Source organism: Nocardiopsis sp. FIRDI 009, from assembly GCF_003386285.1.
In the GTDB taxonomy this organism is placed as follows: domain Bacteria; phylum Actinomycetota; class Actinomycetes; order Streptosporangiales; family Streptosporangiaceae; genus Nocardiopsis.
The window spans coordinates 38840-62941 of record NZ_QPNC01000033.1 but is presented as its reverse complement, the minus strand read 5'-3'; the positions used below and the strand labels follow the sequence as shown (position 1 = coordinate 62941).

Genomic DNA, 24102 nt, shown 5'->3' with positions numbered 1-24102 from the left:
CGGGGACCCCCGCCGCTGTTCGACCGGTTCCGCCGAGTCCTCGTCATGGTGCGGCGGTGACCGTTGGGAAAAGGCGGATCGAACAGGCGTGGTACCGGCTCCAGGGGCGATATTCCCTCCGTACCGAATTCCCGCGGGCCGTCGATCTCCCGTAGCTGGGGAAACGAAATCCGGTCCGGTCCCGCGATCGTGATTTCGGGGCGTGCGTGTACCGCCCCCGCCGCCGGTGGGACCGCGCCCTCGCGCACCTCGCGCCCGTCGCCCTCGCCGGGGCAGGGGCCGGGGTGCGGCGGGGCGGTGGACACGTGTCCCGGGCCGTCTCCCGGCGAGGGTGGCGGCCCGGCTGCTGGGGGGTCGCAGCCGGGCCGCACGCGCGGGATCCGAACCCCCGTCAGCGGTGCGTACCGCCGTCCGCGTACGCGCGGAACCGGAGCGCGGCGGCGGTCCGGCGCGGGCGGGAGGCCGTCCCACCACGCGCGCTGCCGATGGCGGGACGTTTCGGATTCCGTTCTTCTCCTGGTCGGTACGGGCCGACCGAAACGCATTATGGCATTTTTACCGGGAGTGTTCTACGGGGTTTCTCACGGGAACCGTGCCGGAGCTTTGGGGGCGTGCACGAACGGTGGGAAACGGATTCCGCCCCTGACTCCTCCACCTGGTGGGACGCCCCCGGGGACGCGCCTTCCGCAGGGGCGTCGGCCGGGATCCCCCAGCGGTCCCGGCCGTTCGCGCCGGACCGGGGTCGCCCCCCTCAGCCTTCGACGAACACGGCGACGGTCCGGGGCGGCACCGTCAGCGTGCCGGTCGCCGGATCGAAGGCCGACTCGCGCACCACCGGGTCCGTGGAGTCCGCCTGTACGGGGTGCAGGCGCACGTCCGCGCCGACCAGGGCGGCCACGCTCTCCTCGGCGGTCTCGACACCGGCGTTGAACACGACCGTCACCGACTCCCACCCGCCGTCGAGCCCCGCGGTGTCCACGTGCATCGTGATGACGCCCGGGGTCTCGTCCGCGCCGCTGGTCGGGAAGGTCAGCCGCGCCTGGATCTCCTCGGCCGTCCCCAGGGAGAAGGCCGGTGTCGAGGCGCGGATCCGCAGCAGCTCGCCGAACCGCTCCCGGCTCGCCTCCGTCGCCGCGCAGTCAGCGACCAGCGCCGGGTCGGCGAGGAGCGGAGCGGCGTAGGGCCACTTGTCCTCGTTGTCCCACGCCGGGGGCAGGCCCACACCGAAGTTGTTGCCCCGTTCGCAGTCCCGGTCGAACCGGTTGAACCAGTCGCCGGAGTCGTAGGAGTTGCGGTCCAGCGACTTCGACCGCAGCCGTTCCGAACCCGCGTGCACGAAGGCCGTGCCCTGCCCGAGCAGCGCCGTGGCCAGGGACAGCGACTGCATACGCACCCGGTCCGCCATCGGGGTGTCCTGGGGCAGCTTGTAGGCGAGCGCGTCGTACAGGGTCTCGTTGTCATGCGCGTCGACGTACGTCACCGCCTCGCCCGGAGCGAGCGTGTAGCCCGCCGGGGCTCCGTTGTAGTCGACCTCCCCGCCGGTCACCTCCTCGCCCGAGGAGGACGTGAACCGGTAGTCGCGGAGGTTGCCCGTCAGCCCGACCCTGATCAGGTCGTGGTAGGCGAGCAGGCGGGCGTGCTGCTGCTCCTCCGTGCCGTTGGCGGGGGAGGCGTTCGGGTCGGTGTACAGACCGCTGCCGAAGCCCTGCACGCGCGGGTCCGCGTCGAAGGGGCCGCCGCCGCGCACCCCGTCGCGCAGCCGGTCGTTGAAGGTGCCGATACCGGTCCCGGCCATGTTGGTCTGCGTGGCCTGCTCGAACCGTGCGTCGTCGGCGACCTCGCCGAAGTTCCAGCCCTCCCCGTACAGGATGATCTCGGAGCCGTCGACCCCGTCCTCCTCCGGGGTGAGCGCGTCCAGCGCCTCGCGCACGTCCAGCATGTTCTGTTTCGGGTGGTGGCCCATGAGGTCGAACCGGAAGCCGTCCACGCGGTACTCGCGGGCCCAGGTGGTCACCGAGTCCACGACCAGTCGCCCCATCATCAGGTGCTCCGGGGCCGTGTTGGGGCAGCAGGTGGAGGTGGACACCGAGCCGTCCGCCAGGAGCCGGTGGTAGTAGCCGGGCACGATCCGGTCGAGCACCGACCGCTCGTCCTGACCGGCCGCGTAGGTGTGGTTGTACACGACGTCCATCACCACGCGCAGCCCCGCGTCGTTGAGCCCGCCCACCATGGAGCGGAACTCGGTGATCCGGGCGGGGCCGTCGGGGTCGGTCGCGTACGAGCCCTCGGGCACCGTGTAGTGGACGGGGTCGTAGCCCCAGTTGAACGAGTCCCCGCCGCGCGTGTCGCCGACGCACGCCTGCTGCTCGGGGGAGTCGGGCGCGAACGAGGCCAGGTCGCAGTCGGGTTCGGTCCGGTCGGCGGGGTCCTCGGGGACCGAACCGATGTCGTAGGCGGGCAGCAGGTGCACGTAGTCGACGCCGTCCTCGGCGAGCGCGGCCAGGTCCCGCATCCCCGCCGAGTCCCGCTCGGCGAACGCCCGGAACGTCCCGCGCAGCTCCTCGGCCACGGTCGGGTCGCTGACGGAGTGGTCGCGGACGTGGAGCTCGTAGACGACCGCCTCGTGCACCGGCACGGCCTCGGGCTTGACCCGCTCGTCCCATCCCGGTGGGGCGAGGGCCGGATCGTCGAGGTCGACCAGGTGGGACCGGGCGGCGTCGGTGGCCAGCGAGACGCTGTAGGGGTCGGTCACGCGGTTGTCCTCCACCCGTCCGGTGGCGGGGGCGAAGACGCGCACGTCGAACGTGTAGTAGCGGCCCTTCCAGTCCTCCCGGCCGGTGACCGACCACACGCCCGTACGCCGGTCCAACCGCATCGGGACGGAGCGGAACTCGTCGGTGGCGGAGTCGTCGTACAGCTCCAGCCGGACCGACTGCGCGGTGGGCGCCCACACGGAGACGGTCGGTCGTCCCCGGTCGTCCCAGACGGCGCCGAGGTCGGCGTCGGCGGCGTCCGCGTAGAGGTCGTCGAGGACTCCGGGGATCTGGACGCCCGTCGCGGCGGTGACCCGGCCGTCCTCGTCGTGCTCGACGACAGCGAGCTGACCGGTCAGGGCCCTGCGTATCTGGGGGGTGATGACGCGGTCCGGGGTGAGGACGGAGAGGTCGGCCAGGTGGGGCCAGGCGGCGCGCTGGGCGTCGGTCAGGCCGTCGGGGTCCGCGCTCAGCTCCACGGTGATGTCGGAGCCGTCGAGTGCGCCGTCGGAGACGTCGAGGTCCGCGCCCCGGGAGGACACCAGGGAGTAGGTGCGGTCGGGGTCGAGCGCGGCGGGCCACAGCAGGGTGTCCGTCTCGAGCCAGTGAGCGCGCTGGGCGCCGAGGTCCGTGCCGACGGGCTCCGTCGTCGCGGTCGCGCCGGGGGTGGTGGAGAGCGGCGGGAGCGCCACCAGCAGCGCGATCAGTCCGGAGGTGATCGTCCGCGCTGGTCGTGGGCGGTCTCGGTGGTCAGGGTCGTCGGTTCGGGTCCACGGGGGTCTCATGGGGGAGGCCGGTCCTCTCGCCGGGGGGCGGTCACCGGAACGGTAATGAGGGCCGAGCTCGCTCTGCAAGAGTTTCCGGAAAATTTCCGCAAACTTGCGGATCTCCCTGGGGAAAGCCCGCCGTGTCGTAGGGTCGCCGGTGTACCCGCTTCCTCCCAGGCCAGGAGTGCCCGTGGCGAAACCGAAGATCGAGGAACTGGGCTGGTGCCCCACCCCCATGGGTGAGATCAGCCTCCGCCGCCGGTGGGACCCCGTGGCGGGCGCCGACGTCCACGAGATCCGGCTCGACGACGAGTTCCTCATGTCGAGCCTGTTCACCGCGGCGGAGGAGGAGATGGCGCGGCTCGCCCTCGCCGAACTGCGCGCCGGGGACGGGGAGGGCGGGTTCGACGTGGTCGTCGGCGGGCTCGGCCTGGGCTACACGGCCGCCACCGTGCTCGACGACCCCGGGGTGCGTTCGCTGACCGTCATCGAGGCCCTGGCCGCGGTGGTCGACTGGCACGAACGGGGCCTGGTCCCGGCGGCGGGGAACCTGTCCGCCGACCCCCGCTGCCGTCTGGTGCACGGCGACTTCTTCGCGGCGGTCGCCTCGCCCGGGGGTCTGCTGCCCGAGGAGCCCGACCGCGTGTTCGACGCGGTCGTCGTCGACATCGACCACTCGCCGCGCCACGTCCTCGCCCCCGCGCACGAGGCGTTCTACACCCTTGAGGGGACCCGGAGGCTCGCCGAGCACCTGCGTCCCGGCGGGGTGTTCGCGCTGTGGTCCGACGACCCGCCCGACGAGGCGTATCTGGAGGTGCTCGGCGCGGTCCTGGACCGGGTCCGCGCCGAGGTGGTCGCCTTCCCCAACCCCTACCAGGAGCGGCCCTCCAGCAACACGGTCTACCTGGGCACGCGTCCGGCCCGTACGGCCTGACCGCCCCGGGCCGGGTCAGGCGCCGGGGGCGTCGTCGCTCACGCCGGGGACGTCCTCGTTACTCCCCGTCGTCCTCGGACAGCAGCCCCCGCGCGATGACGTCCTCGGTCAGCGCGCGCAGGACCTGGTCGGCGTCGCCGAGGTGCCCGGGGTGCCCGGTCGCGCGGCGGACCTCCTCGCGGACCGCCGCGACCACGGCCTCCGACCGCAGGACCGCCGCGAGCGGGGCGGCCTCCAGCGCCTCGTTCCACCTGCGCAGCGTCTCCAGGCGCCCGTGCTCGACCGCCTCGTGGGTGAGGTGGAACAGGGCGTCGATGTTGCGGTCGTGGGCGTCGGCGTCCATGAGGTCGACGTCGACGATCAGGACGGGGCGGGTCGACTCGCCGTCCTCGTCGGGACGCAGGTGGTAGGCCTTCCACAACCGTCCGTTGGTCAGCACGATCCACTCGGCCCCGTGCTCGGCGGCCACCCTGCGGGCCGTCTGGATGTTGCGGATGTCCAGGTCCTGCGCGATGCCCTTGACCTCGACGGGGGCGAAGAGCTCGTCGTCGCGGACGATCGCGTAGTCGACCGACTCGCCGCCGGTGCGGTACTCGGTGGTCAGGTCCTGGTACTTGCTGTAGTTCATGCCGACGCTGAGGAGGTCGGCGACCAGCATGCGGGTGTCGCCCTCGTTGGCGTCGCGCTCGACCAGCTCGGCCAGCGGGCCGGAGAGGCGGTCGATCGCGGCGGCGAGCCTGCTGCGTACGGGGGTCTCCCAGCTGACGGTCGTGGTCGTGAACTGACCGGTCCTGGTCATTACCTGGGTTGCCTCAGCGTCCATGCCCGTCCGTTTCCGTGGTCGCCGTGGATTCCGCCCCGGGCCGCCGGGGCGGGGGTCGTGCCGCAACGATCGTACAACTCGGGCGGTCCCCTCAGCCCACCGCCGCCTGGCCCGCTCCGGCCTCGGCGACGGTCTCGGCGACCGTCCGCGGGTCGACCAGGTGGGGGTGGTGCCCGGCCCCCGGAACCCGGACCACCCGGTGCCGGGGGTCCACCGTCTCGACGGGGTCGTGCTCGCCCGCGACCACCGTCACCGGGACGGGGCAGGAGGCGAGCAGCGCGCGCAGTTCCGTCCGGAGGGCCGTGCGCCGCCCCTCGGACAGCGTGCGCGCGACGCGGGCGGCCGATCCCGGGCGCCGCAGGCCGAGGACCGCGCTGGCCACGACCCGGTCCAGGTCGGTCCGGTGCTCCTCGACCCCGGTCATCCGGCGCAGCCGTTCGGCCGACAGCCGTGGCAGCGCCGCGCGGACCAGGGGGCGCGCGTGCCCGGGGCCGGAGCTCCGCCCCTGGAGGAAGGCGGGGGCGACCAGGACGAGGCCGCCGACCCGCTCGGGGTGCGCGTGCGCGTACCGCACCAGGGGCGCACACCCGGCCGAGTGGCCGACGAGGACCGGTCTGGTCACCACCGAGCCGAGCAGCTCCCCGAGCCACACGCCGTCCGGGACGGGGGAGGGGCCGGAGCGCCCCAGCCCCGGCAGGTCGGGGACGAGGACGGGGGCGTCGAGGAGGTCGGCCACCGGACGCCAGGACTCGCCGTCCAGGGGCAGGCCGTGCAGCAGGACGTAGGACGGGGACACCCGGTCCCCGGTGAGGTAGGTGCGGGTTCCGGCGACCGGGCGCAGACCTCCGGCGACCCCGTCGGGCAGCGCCCCGAAGCCCTCGGAGACCAGCCGGTCCGCCCATCGGGTGAGCGACGTCCACACCGGCGGGTGGGTCAGACCGGCGGCCGCGGCGAGCGCGTTGGCGGACGCCGTGTCGTAGCGGTCGTCGCTGAGGAACGTGAGCGTCTCGGGTTCGGTGCGGGTCACCGCGCGGGGCAGGCGGCGCAGCAGCCCGACGGGCACGGATCCGCGCGGCGGGCGCACCCCCAGGTGGCGGGCGAGGCCGTCCAGGAGTTCGCGCAGGTTGGGCGTGGACTCGTCGAGGACCCAGTGGGCGCGGACACCGCCGGTGTCGTGTTCGGGGACGGCGGCGAGGAAGCGGGCGAGGTGGTCGACGGTCACCACGGGGACGAAGGTCGCGGGGCCGCCCGGAGCGAGCGGGAGCCGCCCGAGCCACAGGTCGCGGATGGTCTCGGCCAGGCCGATGTACTGGCCGGACTCGCCCGTCACCGAGTCGCCGATCACCGTCGAGGGGTTGACGACGGTCAGCGGCAGGCCCTCGCGCTCCGCCAGGTCCCGGACGGCGGTGTCGGCCTCGATCTTGGACGCCTCGTAGGCGCCGTGCTCACGGTAGAGCCGGTCCGTGTCCGTCGCGGTCAGGCCCGGTGCGCCCGCGCGGTAGCCGGTGACGTGGACGAGCCGCCGCAGGCCGGGCAGGCGCGCGGCCCAGGCGAGGACGTGCAGGGCGCTGTCGACGTTGGCGGTCCTGGCCTCCTGCCGGCCCATGCCGAAGCGGTACACGGCCGCGCAGTTGTGGACGTCGCGGACGGACTCCAGGGTCCGCGCGTCGTCCGCGTCGAGGCCGAGTCCGGGGCGCGTGGCGTCGACCCGGACGGTGGTCAACCGGTCGGTGGGAAGCCCGCGGTCGCGCAGCCACGACAGCAGCGCCTCCCGGCGGGGGCCGCCCCGGGTCGCCGCGGCGACGGTGCGCCCGCCCCGGAGGAGTTCGGCCACCAGGTGGCGGCCGATGAGACCGGTCGCCCCGAGGACGAGGGTGTCCGGGGTTCGTGCTGCTGGCATGGCCACTCCTTAAGTAGACCTATCTACATATTTTTGGAACACGCGAGAACCCCGTCGCGCGGGGTCTCGGCTATGCGTCGAGGATCCGGGTGACCGTCCCCCGCGCGGCGTCGAGCGGAGCCCGGTCGCGGGTCGCCCTGGCCAGGAGGAGCGCCCCCTCGATGACGGACAGGACGGACCAGGCGTTGGCGTCCGCCCGGGCGCGGTCGAGCCCGTCCGCGGCCAGGCGGTCCGCCAGCACCCGCTGCCAGGACGAGTAGACGTCACGGCAGACCGCGTGCACGGCGTCGTTGGTGGCCGCCACGTCCAGGGCCGTGGCGGCGAGGGGGCAGCCCTTGGTGAACGCCGACCCCTCCATCCTGGCGGTGAAGTGGTCGATCACGGCGTGGACGAGGCCGACCGTGTCGGGCGTCTCCTCGGACAGCTCGCGCAGGAGTGTTCCGATCTCCGCGCCCGCCGCCTCCAGGGCCGCCGTGACGAGTTCGTCCTTGCCGCCGGGGAAGTGGAAGTAGAGGGAGCCGCGCGGGGTGCCGCTGGCGGACAGCACCTGGTTGAGCCCGGTGCCGGAGTACCCGTGCGCCTCCAGCAGTTCGCGCGCGCCGTCCACGAGCCGTGCCCGTGTGGCCGCTCCCTTGGTTCCCATGGGGGCAAGACTAGACCGGTCTGCATATTTTTGGCAACCGGAGGGGACCGGGGACCGTGACTACCGTCCCGCCGGGCGCACCAGCCGCCTGCGGTCGATCTTCCCGTTCCGGTTCAGCGGCATCGCGTCGACCGCCACCACCCTGGCCGGGATCCAGGCCGACGGCAGCACGTCCCTCAACCGCTGGCGGAGCTCACCCGTGGTGGGCGCCGTATGGCCCGACGCGGGTTGGATGAAGACGACCAGGGAATGGCCGCCCGAGGCCTCGTCCAGGTCGACCACGGAGGCCTCCACGGAGTCGAGCCCGCACACGGCGGTCTCCACCTCGCCCGGTTCGATCCGCAGCCCGTTCATCTTCAACTGGCTGTCCACACGGCCGAGGAACTCCAGGTTGCCGTCCGGACGCCAGCGGGCCCGGTCCCCGGTCCGGTACAGGCGCCCGCCGTCGGCGGACCACGGGTCCGGGACGAACCGCTCCGCCGTGAGGCCGGGGCTGCCCAGGTAGCCCCGGGTGACTCCGGCTCCCCCGATCAGTAACTCCCCCGCCGCGCCCACCGGCACGGGGTTCTGGAGGGGGTCCGTCACGTACGCCCGGTGGTTGGGCACCGGGGTGCCTATGGGGGTCCTGCTCTCGGAGTCACCGTTGACACACAGGTACGCGGTGGTGAACACGGTGGTCTCCGTGGGGCCGTACTTGTTGTGGACCACCCGGTGACCGTTCTGCAGACCGACCACGACATCGCCGGTGAGGGCCTCCCCGCCGACGTTGATGATCCGCAGGTCCGGCAGCGTGTCCAGGTCCAGGAGCCGCGCCACCGCCGTGGTGATCTCCAGGAAGGTCACCCGCTCACGGCGCATGAGGGAGACGAGGGCGTCGGGGTCCACCAGCGTGCTCCGCGGGGCCAGGACCAGCGTGGCCCCGTTGCACAGACTGGCGAAGAAGTCGACCACGCTCACGTCGAAGCACGGGTTGGAGTACTGGAGGATCCGGTCCCCCGGTCCGACACCGTAGGAGTGGTGGTTGCACTCCACCATGTTCACCACCGAGTCGTGCTGCACGAGTACGCCCTTGGGCATACCGGAGGAGCCCGAGGTGTACAGGACGTAGGCCAGGTTCCTCGGGTCGGTGGCGTGGCCGGGGTCGTCGTCCGGCGCCGCGTCGACGGCCGCCGAGACCGCGGGGGAGTCCACGCACAGGGGCAGGACCTCGGGGGGCAGCGCACCGGCGAGCGACGTCGTGGTCACCGCCACCGAACACCCGGCGTCGGAGGTGACCCGCGCCAGCCGCTCCGGCGGGTGGTCCGGGTCCAGCGGCAGGTAGGCGCCTCCGGCCTTGAGCACACCCATGACGGCCCTGGGCAGTTCGAGCCCGCGCGGCAGCAGGACACCGACCGCCTGCTCGGCGGCCACGCCCAGGCGGTTCAGGTGGGCGGCCAACCGGTTGGCACGCCGGTTCAGCTCCGCGTAGCTCACCTCCACGCCCTCGAACCTGGCCGCGACGGCGTCCGGCGTGCGGTCGGCCCACCGCTCGAACAGTTCATGCAGGCACAGGCCGGTGTTCGGGTAGGGGACAGCGGTGTCGTTCCAGCCCGACACGGATCGCTTGTACTCACTGCGGGCCATGACGGGCAGCGCGCTGAGCCGCGTGTCCGGACGCGCCACGCCCTCCTCCAGCAGACGGAGGAGCCGGCCGGCCACCCCGTCCCCCCAGACGTCGTCGAGGAGCCCGGGGGAGCAGCGGACCTCCGGCCCGTCGCCGTCATCGTCCCACCCGACCACCGCCAGGGCGCGGTCCTCCTCGTCGGGGGACAGGTCCTCGTCCGTCGTCACCGTGACGGAGCCCGGCGCCGCGAGCGGCCGCTCCCTCACACCGGCCGAGGAGAAGGCGCGTCCGACCCGGCCGAGCAGGTCGTCGAAGGCCGGGTCGTCGCCCGTGGCGACCACCACGGACAGGTGCGGACCGGAAGGGGCGGTTTCCGGGAGGGCGACGTCGATCCTGACCTCGGCCGCGCCGGTGACGCGGGCCAGCACGCCCGCGAGCCCCGACGTCAGCACGGTGCGGGGCGCCTCCCACACGCCGGGCTCCGAACGCCTGTCGTTCACGGTCTCTCCACTCGTGTCTGGGGTGCCTCGATTCGGCTCACTTCTGCCGGTGTGCCATGTTCCCGCGCCCGTGCCGCCCGCGTCCCGTCGGGAGTTTCCCCGATGCCGACGGGGCGGCCGCGGTGCCCAGACTGTGCGTGACATCCGCCCGCAGCGGGCGTCCGGACCCCGAGAGAGGCAGGCATGATCGAGGACGGAGAGGTCGAGCGCCGCCTGGCGCGACTCAGCCCCCGGCAGCGTGAGGAGTTCGTCCGGCTGTTGCGGACGCGCCGTCGTTCCGGCGAGGTGGCCGCCGCGGCGCCGGCGCGGGGCACAAAGCTGCCGGAGAACGCCGTCTCCATGCGCGAGGGCGACCACGGCCCTCCGGTCGTCTTCGTTCACTCCGCGAACGGCACCGTCTTCCCCTACTTCCCGATCTCGGAGGCGCTGGCGGAGGGCCCGCCGGTCCTCGGACTCCAGGCCCCGGGGATCGACTCCGGTTCCGCGCCCCCGTCATCGCTGGCCGAGGTGGTCGACGGACACGTCGCCGCGGTCCGCGCCATCACCGGGTCCGGCCCCTGCCACCTGGTCGGCTGGTCCACCGGTGGCAGCCTCGCCTACGCGGTCGCCTGCGCCCTGCGCGCGGAGGGCCTCCCGGTCGAGACGCTCGTCCTGCTCGACAGCCTCCCTCCCGAGAACGTGACCACCGACAGGGCCGCGCTGCTGGCGTACCTCGCCGAGAGCTTCGCCCTCACCCTCGGCGGGCGTCCCCCCGGACTCGACCCCGACGCGTTGGCCGGGCACAGCGAGCCCGAGCGCCTGGCGGCGGCCGCGGACGCCCTGGTCCGGGCCGGGTGCGTGCACGGGCGCGAACGCGGGGCGACGATCCGCAGGCTCGGGGTGGGGCTCGCCCTCATGCGTGCCGGCGCCGGGTGGACCCCGCCCGCCTACGACGGTGACCTCCACCTGGTCACCGCCGACCGGGGAGTCCAGGGAGCCGACGCCGTGACCCGGTGGGGGGCCCGGGTGAGCGGCCGCGTCACACACCACACCGTCCCAGGCGACCACTACGGCATGATGCGGCCGCCCGCGGTCGACCGCCTGGCCGAGGTGCTGGACACCGTCGTGGCGGGGACGGCGACCGAATCAGCACACGTCGGAGGAGTCCGCGAGTGACCACACAGTTCCGCCCCGTCCGTGGGGACGAGATCGCCCACGCCTTCGAGTACGAGGTCGGCGAACCCATCAGCCGTGTCACGGCCGAACAGTACGCCCGGGAGGCCGCGGACCGCCGCTACCGCCCCGAGTGGACCTGGATCGCCGAACGCGACGGCCGGGTCCTCGCCCGTGCCCTGTGGTGGGGGTTCCCGGACGGCGGGTCTCCGCTCGCCCTCAACTGCCTCTCGACCGCCCCCGGCGCGGACGACCCGGTGGGCCTGGCGGCCGGACTCCTCGCGGCCGGGCACCGGGCCATCACCGGCGCCGGCGCGGAGGAGCTCCCCGGGTACCACCTGAAGCTGCCGGTGGGCTGGCGTGAACGCCCCGAGGTGGTGCGGGCGCTGGACTGGCGCCGGGAGGCCGCCGCCCGTGCCGGGCTGGAGGAGGAGAACGAGCGCCTGCGCTTCGAGTGGACTCCGGACACCCCCCTGCCGGCCCCCGAGGGGCGGCTGGTCTACACGCCCGAACCCGACGACGACGCCTTCGCCGAGGTCTTCCGGCGCGTGGCCGTGGGAAGTCTCGACTTCGCCACCCGGCAGGAACTGCGCGTCATGACCCCCGAGCGCCAGGCGCGCGAGGACCTCGAACTCTACCGCGGCTTTCCCGGCGACCGCGGATGGTGGCGCCTGGCGCGCACCCCCGAGGGTGAACTCGTCGGTCTGATCGTCCCCACCCGCAACCCCTACGGTCCGACGGTCGGCTATATCGGCGTCGTTCCCGAGTGGCGCGGGCACGGACACGTCCGCGACATGCTCGCGGAGACCACCCGGATCCTGGTCGCCGAGGACGGGGCCGAGCACGTCACCGCCGTCACGGACACCGCCAACGCGCCGATGGCGGCGGCGATCGAGGCGACGGGCTACCGGCTCACCGAGATCCGCGTCGTGCGCTCGGCCGCGCCGCAGGGGTCGCGGTGACCGCCGGGCGGGGGCGCTCCCCCGCGCCGTTCGCGGCGCTCACGGCGGTGTTCGCGGTCTGCCTGCTGAGCCTGCTCCCCCTGATCCCGCCCTCCCCCCTCCCGGCCACCGCGGCCGACCACGAGTTCTCCGCGGAACGGGCGCGCGCCCACGTCGAACAGATCGCCGAGCGCCCGCGTCCGTCCGGATCGCGGGGCGCGGCCGACACCAGGGAGTACCTGGTCGGTGAACTGGAGGCCCTGGGTCTGGAGCCCAGGATCCTGGAGGCCGCGGCCGAACGGAACGTGTACTTCACCCCGCACCTGGCGGGCAACGTCGCCAACGTCCACGCCGTCCTCCCGGGAAGCGGAGGCGGTGGGAGGGTCCTCCTCGTCGCCCACTACGACTCCGTGCCCATCGGACCGGGGGCCACGGACGACGGCATGGGCGTGGCCACGCTCCTGGAGGTCGCGCGTGCGCTGACCTCGGGGCCCACGCCCCGCAACGACGTGGAGTTCCTCTTCACCGACGCCGAGGAGTCGGGACAGCTGGGCGCCCGCGCCTTCACCCTCGACCCCGAGGTCGCCGGGGACCCCGACGACACCGTGATCCTCAACATGGAGGCACGCGGCACGAGCGGCCCGGCCCTGATGTTCGAGGCCGGTGAGCGCGCCAGCGCCTTCGTCCCGGCGCTGTCCGAGAACACCCCCTTCGCGGGTTCCTTCTCGGACGGCGTCTACCGCCTCATGCCCAACCACACCGACTTCACGGTCTTCGAGGAAGCGGGCTACACGGGCATGAACTTCGCCGTCGTCGGCGGGTCCGCGCGCTACGACACCCCGCGCGACGACCTGGACGCCCTCGACGAGCGCAGCCTCCAGGACCTCGGGGACGCGGCGCTGGCCGCCGCCTCCGCCCTGGCCTACGACGACATCGAACTCGATGCCGGGGGAGACAGCACGTACCTGACCGTCTTCGGGCTGCTCGTCCACTATCCGGCCTGGGCGGCGACCGGGCTCGGGGCGCTCGTGGTCGCCGGGGTCGCGGCGGCGCTGTGGACCGCGCGGCGGCGGGAGGTGCTCACGCTCCGGGCGACCCTCCGGGCCGCCGCCGGGTACGCGGTTCCCCTGGTCGCCGCGGCCGCGGTCGGCTGGGCCGTGTGGCGGCTGGGTGTGCTCGCCCGTCCCCACTTCGCGGACTTCCCGTTCGGCGACACCTACCGACCCGCGCCGATCGCCGCCGGACTGGCTCTCCTCGCGGTCGCGCTGTGCGGACTGTGGGCCGGGCGCGCGCGGCGACGGCACGGGACCCCGGTGCTGCTGGCCGCGGCCCTGGTCTGGTACGCGCTGCTGACGGCCGTCACCACCGCGCTGCTCCCGGAGGCCGCCTACCTCTTCACGTGGCCCGCCCTGGCCGGTGCGGTCGGACTCTCGCTGGTGGGACGGACGGAGGAGGCGTCACCGCTGCGGACGCTCCTCCTGTCCGGAGCCGCGCTGGTTTCGGCGGCCCTCTTCACACCCGTGGTGGCGCTCCTGTTCCCGACCGTCGGCCTCGCCCTGGCGCCCGTGGTCCTGGCGGTGCTCGTTCTGGCCCTGCTGCCGGTCATGCCGAACCTCGCGTCGAGCCCGGAGAGCCGGGCACCGCGTGCGCTGCTGGCCGCGGTCACCGCGGCCGGGGTGCTGCTGGCCGCGGCGGGGGTCGCGGCGGACGGCGTCGACGCCGAACATCCCGCACAGGTCAACCTGCACTACGTCTACGACGACGACACGGGGGAGGCGGTCTGGCTGAGTCCCACCCCCGCGGGCTCGTCCTGGCTGGACCGGTACGTCACGGGCGAGCCGCGGGACGTCGAGGACACCTACCCCGCCCTGTACCAGTCCGGCGGTTACCGGAGCGGGCCCGCCCCCGTCGTCGCGCTCCCCGTCCCGGAGGCCGAGATCGTCGGGGAACGCGCGGTGGGCGACGGGCTCCGGGAGGTCCGGGTGCGCCTGACCGCGGACGAGGACCGGACCACCGTGCTGTCCCTGTACTCGGCCATCGGCCAGGACCGGTTGGCGCGGGTCTCGGTGGACGGCCTCCCGATCTCCGCCTCCGTCAACCGGCCGGACACCCGCACCGAGTGGAACTGGGGCTTCCACTTCGTCGCCCCCGGCGACGGTGTGGACGTGGTGTTGCGCGTGCGGGGGGAGCAGGAGCTGCCCCTGCGCCTCATCTCCTACACCGCCGACGTCCCCGAGAGCGCCTTGGGCGAAGCGCCACCGGACACGGTCACGTGGTCCGCTGGCGGATTCGGCCGGGCCGTCGCGGCCAACACCGTCACCGTCTGACCCCGGTCGGGGAATCTCCCGACTGGGGGCGGGCGCCGCCCTGCACGAAGGTGATCGCCATGGACAACGACCACGCCCCGCACCCCCGAACCCTCGCGCTCTGGAGCGCGCCACGGGCACGATCCACCGCCTTCTTCCGCGCGATGCTGGAGCGCGGTGACCTCGTCGGCCTGCACGAGCCCTTCTGCAACGTCACCGACTTCGGCGCCACCACGGTCGACGGCCGCGAGGTCCGTTCGCACCGGGAGCTGATCGGGGCCGTCCGCGCCCTGTCGGCGCACCGGACGGTGTTCCTGAAGGACACCACGGACCACCGTTTCCCGGCGGTCCTGGAGGACTCCGAGTTCCTGCGCGAGGCGACGCACACCTTCCTGATCCGCAGGCCCGAGCAGATCGCGGCCTCCTTCTACGCCCTCAAACCGGACATGGAGGCGGGCGCCCTCGGCCTGGAGCAGCTGCACGAGCTCCACACGGCCGTCGTGGCGGCGGGCGGCCGGGCCGTCGTCGTCGACTCCGACGACCTCGTCCGCGACCCCGAGCGCACCCTGGCCGCCTACTGCCGGGAGGTGGGCCTGCCCTTCGACCCCGCCGCCCTGAGGTGGGCGCCGGGCGACCGTCCCGAATGGGAGCGGTCCAAGCGCTGGCACGTCGATGTCAGCGAGAGCTCCGGCTTCCGCGACTCGGTCACCGAGTACGCGGACACCGTGGACAACAACCCCCGACTCGCCTCGTTCAGCGCACGGCACCAGCCGTACTACCAGGCGCTGCGCCGACACAAGCTCGCCCTGACCTGAACCGCCGAGAACCCACCGAGGAAAGGTACCCATGTCCGTCTCGCTCGACGCTCCGTCCTCCGAGGAACTGGCCCAGGCCCGGTTCCGACGCCGCAAGGAGGAGATCCAGCGGCTGGTCGCCGGGCACACACCCGGTGACCCGCTGCCCCGCATCGCCTACACCCCGGAGGAGGACGCCCTCTGGTCGAAGGTCGTGGGCACGCTCAGGAGCGTGCACCGGGACACCGCCTGCTCCCGTTACCTGGACGCCGCCCAGCGGCTCGACCTGGGGCTGGACCGCGTGCCCGCTCTGCCCGACCTGTCCGAGGAACTGACCGAGGTGACCGGCTTCGGGCTGCTTCCGGCCGGGGACCTGGTCCCCGCCCGCCAGTTCTACGAGGCCTTCGCCGACGACCGGTTCCACAGCACCCAGTACCTGCGTCCCGTCCACACCCCCTACTACACGCCCGAACCGGACCTGATCCACGAACTGGTCGGCCACGCCGTCATGCTGGCCGACCCCGGTTTCGCCGAGCTCTACCGCTGCTTCGGCCGCACGGCCGGGCGGGTGCGTTCCGAGGCGGACCTGGACGCCCTGAGCAAGGTCTTCTGGTTCACCATGGAGGTCGGGGTGTTCCGGGAGGGGGGCGGGCCCCGCGCCTACGGGGCGGCCCTGCTTTCCTCGGTCGGCGAGTTGGAGGGCCTGGCCACCACGCCGCTGCGGGACTTCTCCGTTCAGGACATGCTCGACCAGCCGTACGACATCTCGGACCACCAGCCGGTGCTCTTCGCCGCCGATTCCTTCGGGCAGCTCGACACCGAGGTCCGACGCTTCCTGGACACCCTCGCCTGACTCCGCCCCCCCGTGCGGTGGCGCCGGTGACGGCACCGTCCCGTCCGGCACCGGCGCCACGCGTGACCAGCCCCCGTCCGCGCCCTCGACGGGCCGGAGCCCGGCCCGACGGCGCGGTTCCCGGCTCAGAGAGGACCTCAGATGACCACTCCCGCGGTGGCACCCGGACCGGTGTTCGTGCCGCGGCCGGTGCCCGACCCGGAACTGCGGCTGTTCCTGATGCACCACGCCGGCGGCTCACACGTCGTCTACCGTCCGTGGCTGCCCCACCTCCCCCCGGAGTGGGAGGTGTGCCTGCTCGACGCCCCCGGACGGGGCAGGCTCACGGGGCAGCCGATCCCGTCGGACGCGGGGGAACTCGTCGACTACCTGTGGTCGGGGATCGAACCGCTGACCGATCGCCCCGTGGCCTTCTTCGGCCACAGCATGGGCGCGCTCGTGGTGTATGAGCTCGTGCGCGGCCTCGGCCGCCGGGGCGGAGCCCCGCCCTCCTGGGTGGGCCTGTCCGGCTGGTGCCCCCGTAGGCACGCGGACGGCGCCGGGACCCACCTCCTGCCCACCCCGGAGCTGCGCCGCAGCGTGGCCTCCCTCGGCGGACTGCCCGCCGAACTCATCGAGGACACCGAGCTCTGGGCGCTGTTCGAGCCGGTGATCCGCGCCGACTACCGCCTGGTCGACCGGTGGGCGCCCGGGGCGGGCGCCTGGCCGCGGGGCGTGCCCGTGTCCCTGTTCGGCGGAACCCGAGACACGGTCGCCACCCCCGGAGACCTCGACTCCTGGCGGCACCGGGAGTTCGCGCACGCACCGCGACCGCACCTGTTCGAGGGCGGTCACTTCTATTTCCAGGGGCGGGTCGGCGAGGTCGTCCGCTGGCTGGCCGACGACCTCCGCTCGGCCTTGGCGTCCGGCGCCGTCACGTGATCGTCAGGGTAATAACCGACAGGACCGTCGATCCTCGCCGTGCCACCGTGAACCTGTCAGAGGCTCCGGCGGAGCGGGAGGCGTCCGGCTCCCCGTCCCGCCCGTGAGACGCGGATCCCCCTACCTCCGAGGAGACGTACATGACGGTCACCGACGTATCGACACGCCGCGAACCGAGACCCGCGATGGACAGGAGCATCGAGCGTGTCCGGGAGGACGGGTTCGTCCACGTCGGACGAGCCGACGTCCTGGAGCACCAGAGCGCGGCCGACGGTGACGACTTCCGCTCGGCCTGGGACGACCTGCCCCTGGACCGCGAACTGGCCGACGGCGGGACCTACCGCCAGCGCCGGTACGGACGGCTCCGGGTGCGCGTGGTGGACGGCGAGCCCGCCTTCGAGGCGCTGCCGCACGTCGCGTTCCGCCAGGACGTCATCCCGCTCTGGGCGGGCAAGGACCGCAGCTTCGCCCCGATCTCGGAGGAGGTGCTGCTGCACACCGGTATGCGCGCTCTGGTCGGCTGGGACGCCCTGCTGGCCACCGCCCTGTCCGGTGTCACCGACTGGGAGGTCGGCCTGCACCTGGTGCGGGTCGTGGCCCGTCCCGGAGCCGAGGGCAACCCCACCCCGGAGGGGCGACACCGCGACGGCCACATGTACGTCGGCATGCACATGCTGCGCCGTGAGGGCTGCTTCGGCGGCCTCTCCACGGTCCACCCGGAGCGGGGCGGGCCGGTCAGCCTCACCATGACCGACGTCCTGGAGGCCATGTTCGTCGACGACGGACGGGTGACCCACGAGGTGTCCCCGACGCGTGCCGTCGGTGACACCGAAGGCGTCCGGGACATGCTGCTCGTCGACCTCAACCCCGCGGACACGGAGGCCTCCTGATGGTTGCGGTCGGTCCCGAGGTGGACCTGCTTCTCTCCCTGGTGGAGACCCCCTCCGTGTCGGGGGACGAACACGCGATCGTCGCCCGTCTCGCAGCGCACATGGCCGACCGGGGATTCCGGGTCCACGTCGACGAGGCGGGCAACGTCCACGGCTCGGTCGGGCCGAGCGAGGGCGGAGAGATCGTCCTCCTCGGGCACGTCGACACCGTGCCGGGGGAGGTTCCGGTCCGACGGGACGGGGACGTACTCCACGGCCGGGGCACCGTCGACGCCAAGGGGCCGCTGGCCGCCATGGTCTGCGCCGCCGAGCGCTTCGCCCGGACCGGGGCGGCCGCCCGGGTGACCGTCATCGGCGCGGTGGGGGAGGAGGCGGACTCCCCGGGAGCCCGTCACCTGCTCGAGCGATCCAGTCCCGAGGCCCTGATCATCGGTGAGCCCAGCGGTGCGCACGCGGTGGGCATCGGCTACAAGGGCGTGTTTCGCTTCCGGGCCCGGTTCACCCGCCCCGCCGCGCACACCAGCTCCGACCAGCAGACCGCGGCGGAAGCGGCGTCCGAGTTCTGGGAGGCGCTCCGGCGCCGCGCCGACACGGGGCGGAGCGCCCCTCTCTTCGACCGCACGCTGCCCTCGCTCGTCCGCATGGACGGCGATCTGGAGTCCGCCACCGCCGAGGTCTCCTGCCGGGTGCCGTCGAACTTCGACGCCGACGCCTTCGCCGCCCTGCTCGAAGGACTGGCGGGGGGCGCCGGTATCGAGGTCCTGGAGTACGTACCCGCGGTCCGCGCCTCCCGGAGCAACCCCGTCGTCAGGGCTCTCAGCGCGCGGATCCGTGAGCGGGGCGGCACACCCGCGGCCAAGCTCAAGCTGGGCACCTCGGACTGGAACGTCGTGGGCGCGCACTGGCCGGTCCCCACCGCCGCCTACGGTCCCGGCGACTCCAGGCTCTGCCACACCGCCGACGAGCGCGTGGACCTCACCGAGTACCTCGCCTCCATCGACATCCTCACCGGCGCCCTGCTCGGGCTGGCGGAGTCGATGGAGCCCCCTGTCGCCGCGGCCGGCGACGTACCCATCGGAATCGGAGGCCGTACCGTATGAGCGCAGATCGACGACCCCTGGCGGTGCTCACATCGCGGGTCCGTCTGGAGGAACGCCTGCTGTTCAAGGAACTGCGCAGGCGGGACATCGACTTCGAGCAGGTGGACACCCGTTCGCTGACCTTCCGCCTGGAAACGGGCGAACCGCTCACCACCCCTTACCGAGGTGTCCTCAGCCGGGAGATCTCGCACACGCGCAACTCCTACGCGAGCCGCATGTTCGAGCACGCCGGGGTCCCGGTCGTGAACAGCTCCAGCGTCATCGACCTGTGCGGGGACAAGCTCCTCACCACCCTCGCCCTGCGACGCGGCGGCCTGCCCACGATCCCGGCACTGGTCGGCCTGGTCCCCGACGCCGCGTTGGAGGCGCTCGACGACTTCGGCTACCCCGCCGTGGTCAAGCCGCTGACCGGTTCCTGGGGGCGGTTGGCCGCACGGGTGCACGACCACGAACAGGCCGAGGCGGTCCTCGAACACCGCGCGGCCTTCAACGGACCCCAGCACCAGATCACCTTCGTCCAGCAGTACGTGGACAAGCCGGGCCGCGACATCAAGGCGTACGTGTTCGGCGGCGAGGTGGTCGGGGCCATCTACAAGGTGCACGACCACTGGCGGACCAACACCGCGCGGGGAGGGCGGGCGGAGCGGTGCCCGCTCACCGACGACCTGGTGAAGCTGCTGCGCGAGACCGCGTCGGCCGTCGGCGAGGGCGTGCTCGGAGTGGACGTGATCGAGCACCGGGACGGCCGGATGTTCGTCAACGAGGTCAACCACACGCCGGAGTTCCACGGCGCCGTCGAGGTTCTCGGCAGCGACCTCGTCGGCGCCTACGTCGACTACGTCCTGGAGAGCCTGGACCTGTGGGAGGTCCCGTGAGCACCCGCCACGACACCGGTTCCGACCGTTCGGCCGCGCCCCTGCCGTGCGACGGCCGCTACGTCGAACTGCCCCGGGGGGACTACGACTGGCTTCGGGTGGAGCTGGACACGGACGCGCCCGGCACCGAGACCGTCTGGCTGTACTACGAGGACGCCGCCGAACCCGAGTACCTGCACGTCGGGGCGGCCGGGACCGGCCCCGCGAGGATCGCGGTCCCCCGGCGCTCCAACCTCGTCGGTCTGCGCCTTCCCGAGCGCCCGGACATGAAGGTGCTCTCGCTGGAACCGGTCCCTTCGGCACGACGTACGGAATGGAGTGGGACATGACCGACCGACCAGCGATGTTCGGTGGTAGGAAGACGGTCCGCCGGGCGGCGACCACACGCGCACGGATCGGCTGGCCGGTGGTCACGGACGAGGAACGCGACGCGGTGGCCGACGTGCTCACCCGCGGGCCGTACACGTCCAACGACGCCGGCCGGGGGGCGGTCTCGGCCTTGGAGGCCGACTGGGCCCGGTACGTGGGCACGGAGCACTGCGCGGCGGTCGCCAACGGCACGGCGGCGCTCGAACTCTCCCTCGCCGCGCTCGACATCGAACGGGGGGCCGAGGTCCTGGTCCCGGCCCTGACGTTCGTCGGTACCGCCGTACCCGTCGTGCAGCGCGGGCTCGTGCCGGTGTTCGTCGACGTCGACCCCGTCGACTACACGATCGACCCGGTGGCCGCGGAGGCCGCCGTCACCCCGCGCACCAGGGCGATCATCGCGGTACACCTCCACGGTCTGCCCTGCGACATGACCGCGCTGCGAGCCCTGGCCGACCGGCACGGCCTGTACCTGCTGGAGGACGCGGCCCAGGCCCAGGGCGCCCGCCACGAGGGCCGCCGGGCGGGGTCGATGGGCGACATCAACGCGACCAGTCTCAACGTCGTGAAGAACCTGCCCACCTGCGGCGAGGGCGGACTGGTCACCACGGACCGCGAGGACCTGTACGAGCGTGTGGTCCTGCACCGCCAGTTCGGTGAGGACCTGCGCGCGGGCGCCGAGCGCGACTACCTCTCCCGCGTCATGGCCGGCAACGAGAAGCTCAGCGCGGTGCAGGCGGCGTTCACGTCCTGCCAGCTCCGCAGGCTCGACGCCGACTCCGAGCGCCGGGACCGCGTCGTGCGCGGGTTCCTCGCCCGGCTCGCGGAACTGCCGGGGGTGACCGTGCCGCGCGTACCGGAGGGCCGGACACACGCCTGGCACATCCTGCGGCTGCGCTTCGACCCGGTCGCCGCCGGTTTCCCGGATGTCGCCCCCGGCGTGTTCCGCGAGACCCTGCGGCAGGCGCTGCGGGCCGAGGGGGTGCCGGTCCAGCCCTACCAGGTGGTTCCCCTGCCCGGGCAGCCCCTCTTCGCCTCCTACGGGTACCGCGTCGAGGACTTCCCCGTGAGCCTCGGCGTCATCGAGGAGACGCTCACGCTCCAGCGCTGGCACCTCAACCCCGCTTCCGGGCCGGTCCTGGACCTGTGCGCGGACGCCTTCGAGAAGGTCTGGACCCATCTGGACGACGTGGTCGAGGTCGGCCGGAACACCCCCTACCTGCCGCCGTGGCACAAGGTGGCGGCCCTCAAGGAGGCGGCATGACCACGCACGACGACGTGGCGTACCGGGTGCGCGAGCGCGTCCTGGACATGGGGGCCACCCCCAACGGCGCGCACATCGGAGGCAGTCTGTCCTGCGCCGACATCCTCACCGTCCTCTACCGGGACGTGCTCAGGGTGCGCCCGGAACAGCCCGAGTGGCCGGACCGCGACAGGTTCGTGCTCAGTAAGGGGCACGCCAGCGCCGCCCTCTACGCGGTGCTCGCCGAGTTCGGTTTCCTCCCGGAGGAGGAACTGGCCACCTACGGCGCCTACGGGAGCCGCCTGGCGGGCCATCCGCTCAGGCGGCTGCCCGGGGTCGAGTTCCCGACCGGTTCGCTGGGGCACGGGCTCTCCCTGGCGGCGGGCGCGGCCCTGGCCGCACGGCGCACCGGCGGCCGGGCCCGGGCCTTCGCGCTCCTCGGCGACGGGGAGCTCCAGGAGGGTTCGGTGTGGGAGGCGGCCATGTTCGCGGGCCACCAGGGCCTGGCCAATCTCGTCGCGATCGTGGACCGCAACGGCCTCCAGATCACCGGGTCGACCGAGGAGTGCGTCGGACTGGAGCCCCTGGCCGACCGGTGGCGCAGCTTCGGATGGTCGGTCATCCAGGTCGACGGACACGACCCGGAGGCGCTGCGCGAGCACCTCACCGCCCTTCCCGCGGAGCGGGGCCGCCCGACGGTCCTGCTGGCCCGGACGGTCAAGGGCAAGGGCGTCCCCATGTTCGAGGACAAGAAGAAGAGCCACTCCGTGCAGTTGACGCGGCGACTGCACAAGCGGGCGCTGTTCGGGCTCAGGAAGGTGACGGTGTGATGACGAACGGTGGCGACGGTGTCCTGACGGCCCCGAGCCGGGTGGACGATCCCGTGGACGCTGACTGGGTGGAGCGCTATTCGGTGCCCAGCCGGGAGGTCTACCGGCGCACGCTCACCGAACTGGCCGAGGCCGACCCCCGGGTGTTCTGCCTGGACACGGACATGGGCGGACTGGAGGACGGGTTCGCCGAACGGTTGCCCGACCAGTACGTCAACGTCGGCATCGCCGAGATGAACCTCATGGGGGTGTCGGCCGGGCTGGCCGCCGGCGGCCTGCTGCCCTACGCGAACACCCTGTCCGGATTCGCGGCCACGCGCGCCTGTGAGGCGCTCAAGGTCGACATCGCGGGCAACGACCTCCCGGTCCGCGTGGTGGTGACGCACGGCGGCGCCTCCTCCGGCCACTACGGTCCCACGCACCACGCCCTGGACGACATCGCGATCGTGCGGACCATGCCCAACATGACGGTCGTCGTCCCCTGCGACGCGGCGGAGACGGAGCGAGCCGTGCGCGCGACGGCCGGACTGGAGGGGCCACTGTTCCTCCGGTTGGGCAGGGGGGCCACTCCGGTGATCGGGGACGCCTCCGCCGAGTTCACGCTGGGCCGGGCACGCCTGCTGCGCGAGGGCGGCGACGTGACCATCGTCGCCACCGGACCCCACCCGGTCCACATGGCGGTCGAGGCGGCCCGGGCACTGGCGGAACGCGGGGTCTCGGCGCGGGTGCTCGACATGCACACGGTCAAGCCCCTCGACAGGAGCGCCCTGGTCGACGCGGCTCGGGAGACCGCCGGGATCGTCACGGTCGAGGACCACCTGGTCGTGGGCGGCCTCGGCGCGGCGGTGTGCGAGGCGGTGTCCGCCGAGCACCCGTGCCCCGTGCGTCGCGTGGGGGTTCCGGACGCCTACCTGGACTTCGTCGCCGACGAGCGCGACCTGTTGGTGCACGCGGGGGTCAGCCCCGAACGGATCGAGCGGGAGGCCCTGGAGGTGGCCCGGCTCTGAGGCCGGGCCACCGGCTTCACGCCCGCTGGAGGAGCCGTACCGAGGGGTCGCGCCACCGGGCCAGGAGGTCGGGGTGGACCAGCCGGGGCTGTCGGAAGGCGGTGAGGTCGTGGACGGGCGAGTCGAAGACCAGGGCGTCCCCCTCCCGGAGCACGGCGCCTCCGGCCAGGGAGTCGAGGAGCGCGGCGGTGTCCGCGGCTCCCCTCCGGAAGTCCGCGCCCACCGGGACCGCCTCCGCGTACCCGAGGGGCGCGGGTCGGCCGGTGCCCGGGAGGGGGGCCCGCGCCACCGGGGTGACCGCGCACAGCGTCCGCCCTCCCACCGACCACCAGAACACCGCCGTTCCGCGGCCGTCCGGCGCGGAGCAGGCACCCCGTTCCGGGGCGTCGGGGGTCCGCTCCATACGCACCTCGGACAGCGGCTTGTCCTCCGCTCCGAAGTGGCGGACGGCCGTGTAACCGACCCGGGCGTAGAAGGCCGGGTTGCCGCGTTCGACGACGGCGTCGAGCACCACGCGGTCGGCCCCGGCGGCGAAACCCTCCTCCTCCAGCCGCCGCAGCAGCGTCCTGGCGGTGCCGCCCCGGCGGTACCAGGGAGCCACGGCCAGCCGCCGCACCTCCCAGGCGCCGTCGTCGCCCCTGATCCCGCGGACGGCGCCGACCAGGCGTCCCCCGGCCGCGGCGACCCACAGACGGGCGCCCGCGAGCAGGTCGGACCTGACCTCCTCCGGGCCGGCGAGCGCGCCGTCCGCCGTCGGGAGTCCGGGGACCAGGTCCCCGGCGGCATAGGCGGCACGGGTCAGCCCGGAGATCTCCGAGGCGGTCTCCCCCGTCAGGTCGCGAATTTCGGAGACCACGGGTGATCCGGTGGCGTCAAGTGTTTTATTCATGTTCTCAATATA

General features: G+C 73.3%; 20 protein-coding genes. 14 read left to right on the top strand and 6 right to left on the bottom strand.

Going from position 1 to position 24102, the window contains the following annotated elements; genetic code table 11:
- Positions 1 to 751 precede the first annotated feature (751 nt).
- On the bottom strand, positions 752 to 3538 hold the full coding sequence (gene pulA, locus DVR05_RS23755; protein ID WP_232832284.1) for a pullulanase-type alpha-1,6-glucosidase: 2787 nt from the start codon (positions 3536 to 3538) through the stop codon (positions 752 to 754).
- A 172-nt stretch (positions 3539 to 3710) separates the two neighbouring features.
- Here pulA and DVR05_RS23750 point away from each other — a divergent pair, with 172 nt between their 5' ends.
- On the top strand, positions 3711 to 4454 hold the full coding sequence (locus DVR05_RS23750) for a spermidine synthase (RefSeq protein ID WP_116248131.1): 744 nt from the start codon (positions 3711 to 3713) through the stop codon (positions 4452 to 4454).
- 58 nt (positions 4455 to 4512) lie between these two features.
- On the opposite strand, the gene DVR05_RS23745 is transcribed toward DVR05_RS23750, so the two are convergent.
- From DVR05_RS23745 to DVR05_RS23730, 4 genes are all read right to left on the bottom strand, one after another.
- Positions 4513 to 5277, bottom strand: coding sequence for a hypothetical protein (locus tag DVR05_RS23745; RefSeq protein WP_116248130.1), 765 nt, complete (start codon positions 5275 to 5277; stop codon positions 4513 to 4515).
- Positions 5278 to 5368: 91 nt separating this feature from the next.
- A complete protein-coding gene (locus tag DVR05_RS23740) occupies positions 5369 to 7177 on the bottom strand; it encodes an alpha/beta fold hydrolase (RefSeq protein WP_116248129.1) in 1809 nt (602 codons plus the stop codon).
- Positions 7178 to 7247: 70 nt separating this feature from the next.
- On the bottom strand, positions 7248 to 7820 hold the full coding sequence (locus tag DVR05_RS23735; protein WP_232832283.1) for a TetR/AcrR family transcriptional regulator: 573 nt from the start codon (positions 7818 to 7820) through the stop codon (positions 7248 to 7250).
- A 60-nt stretch (positions 7821 to 7880) separates the two neighbouring features.
- Positions 7881 to 9923: an amino acid adenylation domain-containing protein gene (locus DVR05_RS23730; protein WP_116248127.1), complete on the bottom strand. Its 2043-nt coding sequence runs from the start codon at positions 9921 to 9923 to the stop codon at positions 7881 to 7883.
- Between the two features lie 183 nt (positions 9924 to 10106).
- On the opposite strand from DVR05_RS23730, the gene DVR05_RS23725 reads away from it, so the two are divergent.
- The 13 genes from DVR05_RS23725 (at position 10107) to DVR05_RS23665 (ending at position 23201) form a co-directional block, all read left to right on the top strand.
- Entirely contained in the window at positions 10107 to 11078 is a 972-nt protein-coding gene (locus DVR05_RS23725; RefSeq protein ID WP_116248126.1) for an alpha/beta fold hydrolase, read from the top strand.
- Positions 11075 to 12037 carry a GNAT family N-acetyltransferase gene (locus tag DVR05_RS23720; RefSeq protein ID WP_198659325.1) on the top strand — a complete coding sequence of 321 codons (963 nt, stop codon included), beginning with the start codon at positions 11075 to 11077 and terminating at the stop codon, positions 12035 to 12037. Before DVR05_RS23725 ends, DVR05_RS23720 begins: the two co-directional genes overlap by 4 nt.
- Entirely contained in the window at positions 12034 to 14343 is a 2310-nt protein-coding gene (locus DVR05_RS23715; RefSeq protein ID WP_116248125.1) for a M20/M25/M40 family metallo-hydrolase, read from the top strand. The genes DVR05_RS23720 and DVR05_RS23715 overlap by 4 nt, the downstream gene beginning before the upstream one ends.
- A 59-nt stretch (positions 14344 to 14402) precedes the next feature.
- The gene (locus DVR05_RS23710) at positions 14403 to 15137 is read left to right on the top strand and encodes a sulfotransferase family protein (RefSeq protein ID WP_116248124.1); all 735 of its coding nucleotides are present in this window, start codon (positions 14403 to 14405) and stop codon (positions 15135 to 15137) included.
- 31 nt (positions 15138 to 15168) lie between these two features.
- On the top strand, positions 15169 to 15969 hold the full coding sequence (locus DVR05_RS23705; protein WP_116248123.1) for a phenylalanine 4-monooxygenase: 801 nt from the start codon (positions 15169 to 15171) through the stop codon (positions 15967 to 15969).
- A 141-nt stretch (positions 15970 to 16110) separates the two neighbouring features.
- Entirely contained in the window at positions 16111 to 16890 is a 780-nt protein-coding gene (locus DVR05_RS23700; protein ID WP_116248122.1) for a thioesterase II family protein, read from the top strand.
- Positions 16891 to 17030: 140 nt separating this feature from the next.
- Positions 17031 to 17780: a 2OG-Fe dioxygenase family protein gene (locus DVR05_RS23695; protein ID WP_116248121.1), complete on the top strand. Its 750-nt coding sequence runs from the start codon at positions 17031 to 17033 to the stop codon at positions 17778 to 17780.
- Positions 17780 to 18880 (top strand): M20/M25/M40 family metallo-hydrolase, encoded by a 1101-nt coding sequence (locus tag DVR05_RS23690; protein ID WP_116248120.1) that lies wholly within the window; start codon positions 17780 to 17782, stop codon positions 18878 to 18880. Before DVR05_RS23695 ends, DVR05_RS23690 begins: the two co-directional genes overlap by 1 nt.
- Positions 18877 to 19755 (top strand): lysine biosynthesis protein LysX, encoded by an 879-nt coding sequence (gene lysX / locus DVR05_RS23685; protein WP_116248119.1) that lies wholly within the window; start codon positions 18877 to 18879, stop codon positions 19753 to 19755. The genes DVR05_RS23690 and lysX overlap by 4 nt, the downstream gene beginning before the upstream one ends.
- On the top strand, positions 19752 to 20084 hold the full coding sequence (locus DVR05_RS23680; RefSeq protein WP_157982523.1) for a hypothetical protein: 333 nt from the start codon (positions 19752 to 19754) through the stop codon (positions 20082 to 20084). Before lysX ends, DVR05_RS23680 begins: the two co-directional genes overlap by 4 nt.
- Positions 20081 to 21385, top strand: coding sequence for a DegT/DnrJ/EryC1/StrS aminotransferase family protein (locus tag DVR05_RS23675; RefSeq protein ID WP_116248117.1), 1305 nt, complete (start codon positions 20081 to 20083; stop codon positions 21383 to 21385). The genes DVR05_RS23680 and DVR05_RS23675 overlap by 4 nt, the downstream gene beginning before the upstream one ends.
- The gene (locus DVR05_RS23670) at positions 21382 to 22194 is read left to right on the top strand and encodes a transketolase (RefSeq protein WP_116248116.1); all 813 of its coding nucleotides are present in this window, start codon (positions 21382 to 21384) and stop codon (positions 22192 to 22194) included. Before DVR05_RS23675 ends, DVR05_RS23670 begins: the two co-directional genes overlap by 4 nt.
- Positions 22194 to 23201, top strand: a complete 1008-nt coding sequence (locus tag DVR05_RS23665) for a transketolase family protein (RefSeq protein WP_116248115.1) — start codon at positions 22194 to 22196, stop codon at positions 23199 to 23201. Before DVR05_RS23670 ends, DVR05_RS23665 begins: the two co-directional genes overlap by 1 nt.
- A 16-nt stretch (positions 23202 to 23217) precedes the next feature.
- On the opposite strand, the gene DVR05_RS23660 is transcribed toward DVR05_RS23665, so the two are convergent.
- A complete protein-coding gene (locus tag DVR05_RS23660) occupies positions 23218 to 24090 on the bottom strand; it encodes a GNAT family N-acetyltransferase (RefSeq protein WP_116248114.1) in 873 nt (290 codons plus the stop codon).
- Between the last annotated feature and the right edge of the window lie 12 nt (positions 24091 to 24102).

Coding starts and splice junctions, on each gene's coding strand:
- pulA (WP_232832284.1), bottom strand. CDS start 3,538: ATGAGACCCCCGTGGACCCGAACCGACGACCCTGACCACCGAGACCGC.
- DVR05_RS23745 (WP_116248130.1), bottom strand. CDS start 5,277: ATGGACGCTGAGGCAACCCAGGTAATGACCAGGACCGGTCAGTTCACG.
- DVR05_RS23740 (WP_116248129.1), bottom strand. CDS start 7,177: ATGCCAGCAGCACGAACCCCGGACACCCTCGTCCTCGGGGCGACCGGT.
- DVR05_RS23735 (WP_232832283.1), bottom strand. CDS start 7,820: ATGGGAACCAAGGGAGCGGCCACACGGGCACGGCTCGTGGACGGCGCG.
- DVR05_RS23725 (WP_116248126.1), top strand. CDS start 10,107: ATGATCGAGGACGGAGAGGTCGAGCGCCGCCTGGCGCGACTCAGCCCC.
- DVR05_RS23710 (WP_116248124.1), top strand. CDS start 14,403: ATGGACAACGACCACGCCCCGCACCCCCGAACCCTCGCGCTCTGGAGC.
- DVR05_RS23705 (WP_116248123.1), top strand. CDS start 15,169: ATGTCCGTCTCGCTCGACGCTCCGTCCTCCGAGGAACTGGCCCAGGCC.
- DVR05_RS23700 (WP_116248122.1), top strand. CDS start 16,111: ATGACCACTCCCGCGGTGGCACCCGGACCGGTGTTCGTGCCGCGGCCG.
- DVR05_RS23695 (WP_116248121.1), top strand. CDS start 17,031: ATGACGGTCACCGACGTATCGACACGCCGCGAACCGAGACCCGCGATG.
- DVR05_RS23690 (WP_116248120.1), top strand. CDS start 17,780: ATGGTTGCGGTCGGTCCCGAGGTGGACCTGCTTCTCTCCCTGGTGGAG.
- lysX (WP_116248119.1), top strand. CDS start 18,877: ATGAGCGCAGATCGACGACCCCTGGCGGTGCTCACATCGCGGGTCCGT.
- DVR05_RS23675 (WP_116248117.1), top strand. CDS start 20,081: ATGACCGACCGACCAGCGATGTTCGGTGGTAGGAAGACGGTCCGCCGG.
- DVR05_RS23670 (WP_116248116.1), top strand. CDS start 21,382: ATGACCACGCACGACGACGTGGCGTACCGGGTGCGCGAGCGCGTCCTG.
- DVR05_RS23665 (WP_116248115.1), top strand. CDS start 22,194: ATGACGAACGGTGGCGACGGTGTCCTGACGGCCCCGAGCCGGGTGGAC.
- DVR05_RS23660 (WP_116248114.1), bottom strand. CDS start 24,090: ATGAATAAAACACTTGACGCCACCGGATCACCCGTGGTCTCCGAAATT.